This is a genomic window from Thalassospira sp. MIT1004 (genome assembly GCF_001858545.1).
In the GTDB taxonomy this organism is placed as follows: domain Bacteria; phylum Pseudomonadota; class Alphaproteobacteria; order Rhodospirillales; family Thalassospiraceae; genus Thalassospira; species Thalassospira xiamenensis.
The window spans coordinates 456,692-471,462 of sequence record NZ_MCAO01000011.1; the positions used below are offsets into that span (position 1 = coordinate 456,692).

Genomic DNA, 14,771 nt, shown 5'->3' on the forward strand with positions numbered 1-14,771 from the left:
TGCTCCCTACTTGGGATTAATTTTTCAATCCATTGAATACAGAAGACAAAGCAGCCTTCTATATACAGTAGTATAGACGCCAATCAAGCACCCATCAACGGAAGATGCGCACTGGAATCGCTAAATTACATTTTTTTCATGTTTTCCCGGGATTTGAAAGGCGAAATTCGCCTCTGACAGAATCTGTCAGGTTGTATAGGGTAGGTAGAAAGACCCCGAATCGGGCTGGAAGACCTATTGTTCGCGGAATGCGCGATCAAAACTGTCGGTGATCGGAGCAAACAGATAGGCGAGAATCGTTCTGGCACCGGTGACGATTTCAAGCTGTGCGGCCATTCCCGGCGATAAAATCATGCCTTCATGTTCGGCAAGGCTTTCCGAATCGATTTCGATCATTGCCTGAAAATACGGGCGGCCTTCCGGATCGGTCAGACGATCCGGCGACACATCCGCCACAACGCCCTTTACCGGCGCAAACCAGCGCTGGCTGAAAGCCGTCACCCGGATATTAACTTCAAGCCCCTCATGCACGACATCGATATCGTTCGGCGATACGCGCGCCTCGATCACAAGCTTGTCGTCCTGTGGCACGATTTCAAGCACTTGCGCACCGGGCGGGATCACCCCGCCAACGGTGGAAAACTGCAAATTGGTGACCGTACCGGAACGCGGTGCCTTGATGTCGGACCGCACCAGAATATCCTCGGCCGAGCGCAACCGTTCATTCAGGTCTGAAATCTCGCCCTGGATATCGCGAAGCTCGGTATTGATGGTTTGCAGATTGTCACGCGTCAGCTGCGCCTGACTGGATTTGACCTGTTGGATTTGTTGTTCGATGCGTGCGATATCGGCCGAAAACCGCCCTATATTGCCAAGAACTTCGACCAGACGACTTTCAAGCTGAAGCAGACGGGTGCGTCTGGCATAGCCAAGATCGACCATGGGTTTGACCATGGCAAGCTCTTCCTTGACGATGCCAACCTGCTGCTCGGATGCGGTTTTCTGTTCCTGCGTGCCGATGATTTCGCGGCGCAGTTCCTTGATCCGTTCGTCATACAGTTCAAGTTCACCGCGAAACGCGTTCATGCGGCTTTGAAACAGGGTTTCCTGCGATTCAACAATCCCGGCATATTTCGGATCATAAAGCGGCGCGGGAAACTGGATTCTGTCCTTGCCGCCACGTTCGGCAATCAGGCGGGCCTGTGTCGCCAGCGCATTAAGATAGCGGTTATTCAGCAGATCAAAACTGGCCCGCGCACGCGTATCGTCAAGCCGGATCAGGACATCGCCACCCTGCACACGTGCCCCGTTGCGCACCAGAATGTCGCGAATGATCCCGCCTTCAAGGTGCTGAACACTCTGCCGACCGGAAAACGGTGCGACCACGCCGCTTGCCGTTGCGGCGGAATTGATGCGCGCGGTTGCCGCCCACAAGAACACCGACCCGACACCCAGGATCAGGATCAGAAGACCGATCCGCACCAGCGGTCTGACATCGGTTTCAAGTTCACGCGCGGTTGGAAGCTCCACCCCTGCCATCAGACACCACCCTGTCTGCGACCAGCCGATCCTTCAACCACCCGAAGCTGTGGCGGGTCACTGCGTTTCGGGCGCGGGGCGGCGGCGGGCTGTTGTGCTGGGCTGCGCTCGCCGGTACGGCGCGCCTTGCGCGCCTCTTCACGGGCAGCGGCCTTTTTCGCCAGAACCTGCTCACGCGCTTCTTTGCGGCTGGCCTCAAGGGCGGCTTCGCGGGCGGTCTTGCGCGCGCTCAGTCTTTGTTTTTCCTGCTTTTCACGGGCAATGCGCATCCGTTCGGCACGGTCGTCCGCTGTTGTTTCGGCCTTCTTGCGGGTGGCCGGGCGCATGGTCATCATGGTGCCGCCCGGGGTCGGTTGCGGCACCATTTCGGTGCGCTCGATCCCGGCCTTTGACTTGGCCTGTGCGACACGGCTGGCCTGTGCGCGGGTCGGCGTCGGCATAATACCGGCGGGCAAAGGCGTCTGTTCCGGCGTCTGATTTTGCGCCGAATTTTTTTCAATGATCGGGCGCGGTGCATCCGGGTTGGGCACCGCAATCCGTTTGGGCGTGATCCGCATTTGTCCATCACGCGCCGGTGGGGCAACAGGCGATGCCACGGGTGCAGGTGGTGGCGCGATCATCTGATCGGCCTTGGCCCGCACCGGCACGACCTGAATCTGACCATTGGCTAGGGCAAGGATCGCATCGGCACGCACCAGAATTTCGCGTTCGTGACTGACGATAAAGGTCGTAATCCCGGCACGGCGCACGATATCAATCAGCCCGCTGATATGCCCGACACCATTGTCATCAAGGGCGGTTGTCGGTTCATCCAGCAACAACATGCGCGGCCGCCCGAACAGCGCCGCGGCAAGGGCGATCAACTGGCGCTGCCCGCCCGAAAGATTGCGCCCGCCCCGTTCAACCCGGGTTTCATAGCCATCGGGAAGATCAAGGATGAATTTATGCGCCCCGGCCAGTTCGGCCGCCTGAATGATGTCGCGCATTTCGGCATTGCCAAGACGGGCAATATTTTCGGCAATCGTCCCGGGAAACAGGAACGGGTTCTGCGACAGATAGCCGACCTGCGGGCCAAGTTCACCGCGATCAATACGCGATGCTTCGATTTCATCAAGCTTGACCGACCCCGATCCGGGCACCCAGATACCCATGATCAGCTTCAAAAGGGCCGTTTTACCAACCCCGTTGAACCCGGCGATGGAAATCACCTGCCCCGGCCCGGTCTTGAACGAAAATCCCTTGAACAGAACATTGCGGCTGCCCGGCGGGGCAAAAACCAGCCGATCCACCGTCACCGAAATACCGCGCCCGCGTGGCAGCGGCGCAGGTGTCGATTGACGTTTATCCAGAAGAATCTTATTCAGCCGTTCGAACGAATTGCGCGCCGAATTCCAGCTGCGCCATGCCGAAACCGCGCCATCAAATGGGGCAAGCCCGCGCATCCCCATGATCATGGAGGCCACCATGATCCCGATCGTGATGCTCTCGGACAGCACCAGATAGGCACCAACCCCGATAAAACAGACCTGCATGGCCAGACGGATGAAATGCGAAAGCGTTGTCGATGTTCCGACCCGTCGGCTGGCCTGGCCTTCCCAATACAGCGCATCGGACTGATCAGCCTGCCAGCGCTGGCGCGCGGACGGAGTCATGCCCATGGCTTCCATCGCCTCGGCATTGCGGATATAGGTTTCTTCCTGCGCAATACCGCGATTCTGGCTTTCTTCGGACCGGTCGACGGAAATCTTTGCCGCCGCCTCGTTGGCAATCGCAATCAGGATCAGGATCGCCGCCCCGGCACAGGCGACAAGCCCAAGCCGCGTGTCAAAGATGAACACCACACCGATATAGACCGGGGCCCACATGAAATCGATCAGGGTAAAGGGGCCCGATCCGGTCAGGAACCCGCGCAGACCATAAAGATCGCGCAACGGTCGCTGGCGCATATTGTTGCCGCGTGCGGCCTGTTGCACGACATGGGCAAACAGATCCCCGCCAAGCCGAAGATCAAGTGCGGTGCCAACCCGGATCAAAAGGCGCGAACGCAATTGTTCCATCGACGCAATGAACAGCAGCACCAACGCGATGCCAAGCGTCAGAAGTAAAAGCGTATCGACACTGCGGCTGGAAAGGACACGGTCAAACACCTGCATCGAATAGATCGGGATGACCATGTTCAGCATATTGATGACCATGCTGAATCCGCCGACAAGGGCAATCGACCGCCAGAACACCCGTTCCAGCGGGGTGCGATCCCCTTCCCGTGTCGCGCCCGCCTTGCGGACCGACTGGATTTTGTCCAGCAGGGTCATTGTGTTCCTTCCCGAAACCCCGTTCGCAGCAAATCTTGTATCACATCAAATATGGCGCACACGCCAAGCGACCCGCGACAAACCTGTTACGAGCCACCTATCCGATTGCATAAGCACTATTCTAGGGCAACATATAAGGATGTGTTAACAAATTAAGGAACTTCAACGATTTGCGGGCAATAATACGCTGGTTCCGGCATTGCGAAATGCTGCGTTTTGCCACGAATCCGAAAAAACATGCCAGCAGGCAGACATGCCGGAATTGCCGACAACCTGTTGGAAATCTTCCTTTTTCTGATTTGAATTGCGCCAACTCAAATCAGGCGGCGTGCGTTTGGCTTACCCTTGGAGCACGTCGCAAGGCGCAGGCAAAGGTACGTTGCCCTTGCCCTTAACATCTAAAAACATACCTTTTAAGTCAGGGAAAAAGAATCGGGACACCCCATGGAAAACGAACCCTCAAGCCTGCCTGTCTTCCTGCAACGCTTTCTTGCCATCAGTCCGGGCGGCAATTCGCACACCTTCCCGTTAATGGCCTGCATGGCCGGGGTTCTGGCGACCTGCGCATGGATGCTCGGTGGATTATCCATGGCAATTTCGGCCGCGATTGCCGTTGCGCTGATGCTTGTGCTTGCCCCGATGATATCCCCCGAAGTCCTGATGAAATTGTTGCGCGCCCGCCCGCTGGATGCCGCTTCCTTCCCTGCCATTCACGAAATGGCGGCGATGCTGGCGCGCCGTGCCGGGCTTGATTACCTGCCAAAGCTTTTCCTGCTGCCGGGCAAGGGGGTGAATGCAATCACCACCGGCACCGCCGAAGAAACGACCATCGCGATATCAAATGATGCCCTTCATACGCTTTCCCCGCGCCAGATGCGCGCCCTGCTGGCCCATGAAATCGCCCATGCATGGCACGGCGATACGCGCATCCTTCTGATGACCGACGTGCTGTATCGGGCCACATGGACCATTGCCCTGTTCGGATTGATGCTTTTCATTTTTGGCAATTTTGATCCGCCGAACTGGATGGTCATTGTCTTTGGCGTGGTCCCGACCGTAAGCTTCCTGTTACAGCGCGCCGTGATCCGGGATCGTGAGTTCATTGCCGATCACGGCGCAAGCGACCTGTTGAACGGCCCCGAAGACATGATCGAGGCGCTTTTGCATATCGATCAGATCAATCGCCGCCGTTTGCGCCTGATCCCTTATCGCAGCACGCAACCCCCCTTATTGCTTGATACCCATCCACCGGTCAGCGCCCGCATCCGGGCATTGCGCGACCTTAAACCCGGCACGTGGCAGAAATTCTTTGAAAACCGGCGACCTCCCGGCACAAAATAGCCCAACCTGACAATAACCACGTACTTCTTTCATGCCGGTATCGCCCACACCAGATCAGGAACTTGGTCCCTGCCCGATTTGCGGACGGATGATGATCGCGGGCGACAGTGTTGACCGGCATCACTGGACGCCGAAATCAAAGGGCGGCACGGATACCCAATGGCTGCACCGTGTCTGTCATCGCATGATCCACCGATTGTTTGACGAAACCACCTTGGCGCGCGATTTCGATACACCGGAAAAAATCATCGCCCATCCCGATATGCAGACATTCATCCGATGGATACGCAAAAAACCCGTTGATTATATCGACTGGCCGGAAAATGCCGGACGATACGGACGCAATCGTCGTCGCAGCCGTTAAAATCACGAAAACACGTAACAGGCCGATTGCATTTTGCAGCCGACATAAAGGTTTACCTTGCGCGACCGGGCCGATATACGGCCCCAGTTTTGCGGCGACAAACCCGGCTGCAATTGGCACTATGACAAACGATCAACGGACAAAGGAAACCAGATGCCAAGCCTCGACATGCTGAGCGAACTGATCCCGGCCTTTGTCACGTTATTTGTGATCATCGACCCGATCGGGCTGGTGCCGGTCTTCATCGTCCTCACACAGGGCACCGATACCAGACATCGCCGCCGCATGGCGATCCGGGCCTGTATCGCAAGCTTCCTGATCCTTGCCGCCTTTGCCGTTATCGGCGAAAGCGTGCTTGGCATTTTTGGCATACATATGCCGGCCTTCCGGATTGCCGGCGGAACGCTTCTGTTCCTGATCGCGCTTGAAATGCTGTTTGAACGCCGCAGCCAGAAACGCAACCAGCGCGCCGAACAGGTTCATCAGGAACTTGAAGACGAACACGAACTTGATCAGCAGATCACCGATGCCAAACCGGCGCAACCCGACGAAGAACCGGACGATATTTCAATCTTCCCGATGTCGATCCCGTTCCTTGCCGGCCCCGGTTCCATCGCGACCGTGATGCTGCTGATGGGCAAATATGAAGACAGCGTGGTGATGCAGGTCAGCGTCGTCGCGGTTGTCGGCCTTGTCATGCTCTGCGCGCTTACCATGTTCCTGCTGGCCAATCTGGTCGCCAAACGCCTGAGCCCGACAGTCGCGACCGTGATCTCCCGCCTGCTCGGCATGATCCTCGCCGCCCTTGCGGTCCAGTTCATCATTGATGGCATCAAACAGGCGTTTTTCTGATCGACACCTTCGACGTTACCTAGCCCTTCAACCCCGCATGGGCCAAGGCAGCGATAAGGTCCGTTCGGGTGACAATGCCGATGATCCGGTTATCTTCGACCACCGGAACCGCATCACAGGCCCCATCCGCCATCAATGGCAGCAGGGCGGCAATCGGGGTATTCGCCGTTGCCCGTGGCTCTGTCACCGACATGATTTCGATGGCCCGGATCGGGACATTGCGACGGCGATCAATCAGGCGCGCCATGGCGGCAAGCAATCCGCGATCCAGACGAAGGGCATCTTCGGTCGCACGCCGGATCAGATGGATCTGGAAAATCACCCCGATAAAACGTCCGTCATCCTCAATGACCGGCAATGACGTAAACCCGTGCCGCCGGAACAGGTCGGCGACCTCGTTAAGCGGGGTTTGGGCATTCACCGTCACCAGATCGCGTGACATGATCTGGCCTGCCGTGACCGGACCAGCGCGATGGGCCGCGACCTGAAATTCGGCCGCCCCGATCAGGCGCGCAAGATCTTCGACGCCAAGGTTCAGCGACTGGCGATATTGCTGCAAAATCGAATTCAGCTCCCCCTTGTCCAGACCAAGCCGTTCAATCGGGGAACGGTCCGCTGTCTGAAAGGGGCTCTTGTCATCGAAATGGCGTAACGGATATTTCCGCCCGGTTGCTCGGGCATAAAGTACTGCCGTCAGAACAAGAATGGCCGTGATTGCCGCAACCGGTGTAAGGGCAAACCGAAAGCCAAGCTCGGTTGCGATATCCGGGTTCATCGCAACAATCATCGCAACCGCCCCGCCCGGCGGATGAACCGCGCGCGCAACGATCATCACGGTAATGGCAAGCCCGACCGCCACCGCCACCCGCAAAACCGGATCGGGGATCACATAGCAAACCGCAACCCCGGCAAGGGCGGCGACAGAGTTGCCGACAATTGCCGACCACGGCTGCGCCAGCGGGCTGTTTGGCACGGCAAACAGCAACACCGACGACGCCCCGAACGGCGCAATCAGATAAAGCCCCGCCCCCTGCAGATCAAAGAACGACAGAACAAAACCGGCAATCCCCAGCCCGATCAGCGCCCCAAGCCCGGCACGGATGGCTTCCTTATGCGTGCTGGCCGGTATGGCCGGATAAAGCGCGCGATAGTTGCGAAATTTCATCGGATTGGTTCATTTCCCGGCCCGTTATTGAACACTTAATTATTGTTCAATTTTTATAAATGCGATTTTTTCTAGTATTTGTAATTCGCATCCCCGTCAATAACGGCAACCGATAAATCCCCCAACAAAAAGGAGGGCACGCGGCCCTCCTTTCGAACTTTTCCCGGCAAGGCCCCTGATCGCAAGCCCCCGCAAAAGGCCGGATCGCGGTCGTGCTGGCTGGCAATATTTCACTGTGCGGCAAAAACATATCCGCCATAGGCAACAAGCATCACGATCCCGATCCCCCGCCCGATGGTTTGACGGCGCAACAACACAGTCAGGACCAGCGATACCGCGATCATGATCGGCAGATCAAAGGTCAGGAAACGGCTGGCAACCGGGATCGGGGTAATGATCGCGGTCAGGCCAAGAATACCCAGAATATTGAAAATGTTCGATCCGACGATATTGCCGATGGCAATTTCCGACTGCTTTCGCAACGCCGCGATTAACGAGGTCGCGAGTTCCGGCAAGGACGTGCCAACCGCCACGACCGTAAGCCCGATAAACGCCTCTGACACGCCAAAGGTCCGGGCAATTGTTACCGCCCCATCGACCATGAAACGCGCGCCAAACATCAACGCCACCAGCCCGCCAATCACCCAGACCAGCGACAGCCACAAGCCACGCGCCGGAACCGGCAGATCACCCTCATCGGCAAGTGGCGCATTGGGCGCATTGCGCGACTGGCGATAGGCAAACACAAGATAGGCAACAAGCGATACAAACAGGATACCCCCGGCAACCCGCCCCATCATCCCGAAGGCAAAGATCGGCACAAGGGCAATGGCTGCCGCCATCATCACCGCCGTGTCGCGTTTCAGGGTATCGCCAGAAACCCGGATCGGCCAGACAAGCGCCGACACACCAACGATCAGCAGAATATTGGCGATGTTCGATCCAACAACATTGCCAAGCGCAATATCGGAAACCCCGCGCAACGCGGCATCAACCGAAACCAGCAATTCCGGGGTCGATGTGCCAAAGCCAACCACGGTCAAACCGATCAGGAGCGGCGGCATCGCCAGACGCTGCGCAATCCCGACACTGCCGCGCACCAGCGCCTCGCCGCCGAAAAACAGACCGACAAGGCCCGCCAGCAACATCAGATATTCCATAACCAAAGCCCCCATCGCGCTAATGATCAATAGTGTCACAGCATACAGCGCGCAGATGTGTGTGCGTTTCCGACCCTGCGCAAGTGACCCCGATTACATTTCCGCCGACAAAGCAAAATGGCCGGGAAATTCCCGGCCATTGATGCAGATTTCCAGATGGACATCAATCCCAGCGCTTGGTTGCCCGGATGATCGCATCGGTGTCGATCTGGTAATATTTATACAGATCAATGCTGTCGCCGCACTGACCAAACGCATTGACGCCAAGCGGGGCGACGGCGTGACCGCGGACCGAACCCAACCACGCCATCGCCGCCGGATGACCATCAATCACCGTGACAAGACGCGCATCCGATGCCAGCGGCTTCAGAAGGTTTTCGATATGGGCCATGCGCCCATCGGATTTGCCTTCAAGGCGCGCCCGTTCCAGATCCTGCCATTCGTTATAAAGCCGGTCGGTCGATGTCACCGCCAGAAGGCCAATCCCCGGATGATCGGCTTCAAGTTTTTCCCACGCGGCAATCGCTTCGGGGGCCATTGCGCCGCAATAGGCGATCGCCATTTTGCAATTTTCGCCCGGTTCACGCAGCCAGTAACCACCCGATACGATTTCGGACTTTGTGGCATCGGAAAGATCGCGTTCCGGCTGTGCCAGCGGCTTGGTCGACAGGCGCAGATAAACCGATCCGCCTTCGGGATTTTGCAGATGATCAAATGACCAGCCCATGATGGTCGCAAGTTCGTCGCCAAAGCTTGGCTCGAAACTGGTCAGGCCCGGCTGCCCCATGCCGATCATCGGGGTTGAAATCGACTGATGCGCGCCACCTTCGGGCGCCAGCGTAATCCCGCTTGGCGTGGCGACAACCATAAACCGCGCATCCTGATAACAGGCATAATTCAGCGCATCGAGGCCGCGCGCAATGAACGGATCATAAAGCGTTCCAATCGGGAACAGGCGTTGGCCAAACAGGCTGTGCGACAGGCCAAGGGCGGCCAGGTTCAAAAACAGGTTGTTTTCGGCAATGCCAAGTTCGACATGCTGGCCTTCGGGCGACCTGATCCATTTCTGGGCCGAGGGCACCTTGCGTTCGCGGAATTCATCGGCAAGATTTTCACGCGCAAACAGCCCGCGCTGGTTCACAAACCCGCCAAGGTTGGTCGATACCGTCACATCGGGCGATGTGGTGACGATCCGGTCCGCCAGATCGCTATCCTTCAGTTTCGCAAGCTCGTTCAGGATTTTGCCAAACACTTCCTGCGTGCTCGATGTATCGACCCGCGCATAGGGCATTTCGGGAATATCGATGACGGTTGCCAGCTTCTTGCGCGATTTGCCGTCATTAAACGGTGCCGCATCGATATAGGCACGCACCTTATCCTCGGCCACGTCAAGACCGGCGGCGTAATCCCATTCCTGCCCGTCATTGATATTGTTCTGTTTTTTGAACGCATCCATCTGGGCGACATTCATAAGGCCCGCATGGTTGTCCTTATGCCCCTGAAGCGGGGTGGCATAACCCTTGACCGTATAGGCGATAAAGATCGTCGGCTTGTCATTGGGAACGGAATCAAACGCATTCAGGACCGCTTCCATGCAATGCCCGCCCAGATTGGTCATCAGGTCATGCAGGGCATCATCATCATAATCGCCAAGCAGACTTGCCAGCGCATTATCGCCCGGCATATCGCCAAGGATCTGTTTGCGCCACGCCGCACCCCCCTGGAACGTCAGGGCGGAATAGACATCGTTCGGCGCCTCGTTCAGCCATTTTTTCAATGACCTGCCACCCGGCTTGGCAAAGGCATCATGCAGTTTGCGGCCATATTTGATGGTGATCACGTTCCAGCCAACGGCGCGGAAAAACCGGCCGATCACGCGGAACAGATGCGCATCGATCATGCCATCAAGGCTTTGACGGTTGTAATCGATCACCCACCAGACATTGCGAATATCATGCTTCCAGGTATCAAGAAGCGCCTCATAGATATTGCCTTCATCGAGTTCCGCATCGCCAACAAGGGCGACCATGCGACCGGGTTTTTCACCGCGCGGCAGCATATCCTTGTAACGCAGGTAATCCTGCGTGAGGGCGGCAAAGTTGGTGACCGCCGCACCAAGCCCGACCGACCCGGTCGAAAAATCGACGACATCGCCATCCTTGGTCCGCGACGGATAGGATTGCGCACCGCCAAATGCGCGGAAGTTTTCAAGCTTTTCCCTGGTCTGGCGACCGAACAGATAATTGATCGCATGGAAAACCGGCGATGCATGCGGCTTGACCGCGACCCGGTCCTGCGGGCGCAGAACATTGAAATAAAGTGCTGTCATCAGGGTTGTCATCGATGCGCAGCTCGCCTGATGGCCGCCGACCTTGATGCCATCGCGTTTGGGGCGGATATGGTTGGCGTTATGGATGGTCCAGCTTGATAGCCAGCGCACCTTTTTCTCAATCTGGCCCAGCATCTCAAGATCCTTGGCCGCCACGCGCCCGGTCGAGATTGCTTCGATCATTTCGCCAATTTCAGGGGTGCTGTTTTGTGCTGACATCTTTTTCTCGCCTCTCGCTGGCGTTTCGGCCCGGCATCACCGGTTTTGCCGCACGCCTTATTTCGGTATGGATTTGCGTATTTTTGCTGCTACGCGATGCCAATCAAGCGAAAGCACCAAAAATCGCAGGATTGACGAAACTTTCAAAAAACCCTCGTTCAGCCCACGCAAGTTTTTTGAAATTCGTCGAATGTGGCACACAGGCCCGGAGTTGATTTTTATCCGTTACCGATGCCGATTCGGGATGCCCCAACGCTGCCAAGGCGGTTGCCGCATGGCGCGGAACGGCACCCACACCATGCGCAACCTTATACGGACCGCAAATCGTTTGGGGGATTTGCGGTCCGCCTCCCTTGTTCAGGGATTCCGGGATTATTCAGCGGCAATCGCCATCTGATCCCCGTCCAGCGCCTGTTCAAGATCGGCAAGAATATCGTCGATGCTTTCAAGGCCCGCCGACAGGCGGATCAGGCCATCCGTGATCTGATACTCCGCACGTTCTTCGGGCGTGTAGGTCGAATGGGTCATTGATGCCGGGTGCTGGATCAGGGTTTCGGCATCGCCAAGGCTGACCGCGCGCGTGATCATGTTAAGACCGTTCATCAGCTTGCGGCCCTCTTCGATCCCGCCTTTAAGTTCAAACGCGATCATGCCGCCAAAGCGGGCCATCTGCTTTTTCGCCAGTTCATATTGCGCAAAGCTCTCAAGACCGGGATAGAAAACCTTTTCGACCTTCGGATGGTTTTCAAGAAAGGCCGCGATTTTTTCGGCATTGTCGCAATGGCGTTCCATACGAAGTTCAAGCGTCTTGAGCCCCCGCATCACCAGATTGGCATCCTGCGGCGACAGGACCGCACCGGTCATGTCTTTCAGGCCGACAAGGCGAACCTGTTCAAGGTCTTCCGCACGGCCAATCACCGCACCGGCCATCAGATCACCATGACCGCCCAGATATTTGGTCGCCGAATGCACGACAATATCGGCCCCGAGTTCAATCGGGCGCTGCAGATACGGCGTGCAATAGGTGTTATCCACCACGACCTTGGCACCATGTTTATGGGCGATGTCGGAAATGGCTTCGATATCGACCAGACGCATGTTCGGGTTGGCCGGGGTTTCGAAATAAACGATTTTGGTTTTGTCCGAAATCGCCTTTTCAAGCTCCGCCGGATCGGTCAGGTCAACATGGGTATGCTTGATCCCGAATTTCTCAAGCCCGTGACGGAAATAGGCGAATGTGCAGCCATAAAGGGTGCGATCGACAATGATCTCGTCACCCGGCGCAATGAATGTCCAGAAGACCGACGTAATCGCCCCCATGCCCGATGCGGTCGCAAGGGCCGCTTCACCGCCTTCAAGCACCGCTAGACGGCTTTCAAGAAGGGCCAGCGTCGGGTTGCCGATCCGTGAATAGATAAAGCCCTGCTCTTCACCGGCAAACATGCGCCCGCCCTGCTCTGCGGTTTCGAATGCAAAGGTGGAGCTCATGTAAACCGGCGGGTTCAGCGCGCCATTATGGCTTTGCGGATCATACCCATGATGGATGGCGCGGGTGGCAAAACCGGATTTGGTGTGACGCGGATCAGACATGAAAGGCTCCCGTTATTTGAAGTGTTCTGCCCCCATAACCGCAAAGCCCGTGCCAGAATTGAAAACCCCTGTATTTCAATTACTTAGCGCCACAGCCCTTAGATCAACTGTAAACTTAAGTTTACAAACACCTCCACCAACCACGACATTTCGCCAAAACCACTGGAAAACAGCCCCTTACGACTGTATAGTTTTCGTTACAGTGTAAACATTTCGGTACAGCCATGCGTTTTGAAATCACCGGGGAAAACAGGGTCGGCATCACGCGGGACGTCGTCAATGTGCTGGCGGATTTCAAGCTTGATATCCGCGCCTTCGAGGTCACAACCCACCATATCTTTGCCGATATCCCGGCAATCCGGCCGGAACGTTTTCCGTTGCTGGCCCATCGCCTGATGCAACTTCCCGGCATCGAGGACGTCAAACCGATTGACCGCCTGCCAACCGAACGCAGGCGCGCGCAGCTTCACGCAACCCTTGCCGCCCTTGGCGATCCGGTAATCGCGGTGGATGCCAACGGCCTGATCGCGCAGGCCAATCCGGCAGCGCAAAATATCGCAGGCTCCCCCGATGCGCCGCTGCGTGACCGGCCCTTGGCCGATTTCCTGACCGACCCGGATATTGATGACCTGCGCCAAAGCCATTTCCGCCTGCCGGAACGCGAAGTCACGCTGGGCGGTCAAACCTATCTGCTACAGGTCGAACCGATCGGCCATGTTGATGATGGTACGGATGCCGCCGATGACGCACCTTGGGGCGGGGTCATGGTGTTTCACCGGGCCGCGCGCCTTGGCCGCGTCATGACCGCCCTTCAGGATCGAAGCCACACCGGATTTGACGACATCATCGGCCAAAGCAAGGTACTGGCACGGGTCAAGGCACAGGCAAAACGACTGGCATCGGTCGATGCCCCGCTTCTGATCCTCGGCGAAACCGGCACGGGGAAGGAGCTTTTCGCCCGCGCCTGCCACCGCGCAAGCAACCGGGCCGATCAGCCTTTTCTGGCGCTAAACTGTGCTGCCATGCCCGAAGGACTGGCCGAAAGCGAACTGTTTGGCTATGCCGCCGGGGCCTTTACCAGTGCGCGGCGTGGTGGCAAGCCGGGACTTCTGGAACTGGCCGATGGCGGCACGCTGTTTCTGGATGAAATCGGCGAACTGACACCGTATCTGCAGGCAAAGCTTCTGCGCGTGTTGCAGGATGGCCGGTTCCGGCGCGTCGGCGGCACGGATGAAATTGCGGTTGATGTCCGCGTCATCAGCGCGACCAACCGCGACCTTGACGCCATGTCCCATGACGGCACATTCCGCGAAGACCTTTATTTCCGCCTTAACGTCCTTGGCATCACCCTGCCGCCCTTGCGCGACCGGCGCGAAGACATTGCCGAACTGGCGCTTTATTTCGTCACCCGCACCGCCCAGCAAACCGAACGCCCCACACCCCATATCGCAAGGGATGCCCTATCCTGGCTTGCCAGCCACGACTGGCCCGGCAATGTGCGCGAACTGGAAAACACCCTTTTCCGGGCGGTCGCCCTTCTGGATGGCGATATCCTGACCGCACGCGACCTGACCACCACCGCAAGCAGCCCGTCCGTCACCGCCACGGACGAACCCGGCAGACTCCGCGATCCGGCAACCGCTGCCCCCGCAACCGACCCGATCAATGCCGCCATCGCCCAAGGAACCCTTGCCGACGGGATGGACATGCTCGAACGTGAAATGCTGGCGCGCCTTTACCCGGATTACCCAAGCTCGCGGAAGCTTGCCGAACGGCTTGGCATCTCGCACACGGCGATTGCCCGCAAGCTTCGCAAATATGGCATTTCCGGTTGATCTTGCCTCCCATGTTGCATTGCGGCATGATCCACCTAACTTATGAGGAGGAACAACTCCTCACC

The 14,771-nt window shown here is 57.3% G+C and carries 10 protein-coding genes; 4 read left to right on the forward strand and 6 right to left on the reverse strand.

Annotation, left to right across the window (positions count from 1 at the left end; all coding sequences use genetic code 11):
* Window positions 1–234: 234 nt before the first annotated feature.
* Both BC440_RS06745 and BC440_RS06750 read right to left on the reverse strand, forming a co-directional pair.
* The gene (locus BC440_RS06745) at window positions 235–1,539 is read right to left on the reverse strand and encodes an HlyD family type I secretion periplasmic adaptor subunit (RefSeq protein WP_063092721.1); all 1,305 of its coding nucleotides are present in this window, start codon (window positions 1,537–1,539) and stop codon (window positions 235–237) included.
* Window positions 1,539–3,851: a type I secretion system permease/ATPase gene (locus BC440_RS06750; protein ID WP_063092720.1), complete on the reverse strand. Its 2,313-nt coding sequence runs from the start codon at window positions 3,849–3,851 to the stop codon at window positions 1,539–1,541. Before BC440_RS06750 ends, BC440_RS06745 begins: the two co-directional genes overlap by 1 nt.
* Window positions 3,852–4,295: 444 nt before the next feature.
* Between BC440_RS06750 and BC440_RS06755 the strand changes: the two genes are divergently transcribed.
* The 3 genes from BC440_RS06755 to BC440_RS06765 all read left to right on the forward strand — a co-directional run bounded on the left by BC440_RS06755 (window position 4,296) and on the right by BC440_RS06765 (window position 6,408).
* Window positions 4,296–5,192 (forward strand): M48 family metalloprotease, encoded by an 897-nt coding sequence (locus BC440_RS06755; RefSeq protein WP_063092719.1) that lies wholly within the window; start codon window positions 4,296–4,298, stop codon window positions 5,190–5,192.
* A gap of 31 nt (window positions 5,193–5,223) precedes the next feature.
* Window positions 5,224–5,556: an HNH endonuclease signature motif containing protein gene (locus BC440_RS06760; RefSeq protein ID WP_065701856.1), complete on the forward strand. Its 333-nt coding sequence runs from the start codon at window positions 5,224–5,226 to the stop codon at window positions 5,554–5,556.
* Between the two features lie 153 nt (window positions 5,557–5,709).
* Complete coding sequence (locus tag BC440_RS06765) at window positions 5,710–6,408, forward strand: MarC family protein (RefSeq protein ID WP_114093483.1); 699 nt, start codon at window positions 5,710–5,712, stop codon at window positions 6,406–6,408.
* Window positions 6,409–6,427: 19 nt separating this feature from the next.
* Here the strand turns inward: BC440_RS06765 and BC440_RS06770 are convergent, their stop codons facing one another.
* The 4 genes from BC440_RS06770 to BC440_RS06790 all read right to left on the reverse strand — a co-directional run bounded on the left by BC440_RS06770 (window position 6,428) and on the right by BC440_RS06790 (window position 12,871).
* The gene (locus tag BC440_RS06770) at window positions 6,428–7,573 is read right to left on the reverse strand and encodes an HPP family protein (protein ID WP_063092718.1); all 1,146 of its coding nucleotides are present in this window, start codon (window positions 7,571–7,573) and stop codon (window positions 6,428–6,430) included.
* 230 nt (window positions 7,574–7,803) lie between these two features.
* Window positions 7,804–8,733, reverse strand: a complete 930-nt coding sequence (locus BC440_RS06775; protein WP_063092717.1) for a calcium/sodium antiporter — start codon at window positions 8,731–8,733, stop codon at window positions 7,804–7,806.
* A gap of 163 nt (window positions 8,734–8,896) precedes the next feature.
* Window positions 8,897–11,281, reverse strand: coding sequence for a transketolase (locus tag BC440_RS06780; protein WP_082822551.1), 2,385 nt, complete (start codon window positions 11,279–11,281; stop codon window positions 8,897–8,899).
* A 372-nt stretch (window positions 11,282–11,653) separates the two neighbouring features.
* Entirely contained in the window at window positions 11,654–12,871 is a 1,218-nt protein-coding gene (locus tag BC440_RS06790; RefSeq protein ID WP_063092715.1) for a methionine gamma-lyase, read from the reverse strand.
* Window positions 12,872–13,095: 224 nt separating this feature from the next.
* On the opposite strand from BC440_RS06790, the gene BC440_RS06795 reads away from it, so the two are divergent.
* Window positions 13,096–14,706 carry a sigma 54-interacting transcriptional regulator gene (locus BC440_RS06795; RefSeq protein WP_063092714.1) on the forward strand — a complete coding sequence of 537 codons (1,611 nt, stop codon included), beginning with the start codon at window positions 13,096–13,098 and terminating at the stop codon, window positions 14,704–14,706.
* The last annotated feature ends 65 nt before the right edge of the window (window positions 14,707–14,771 follow it).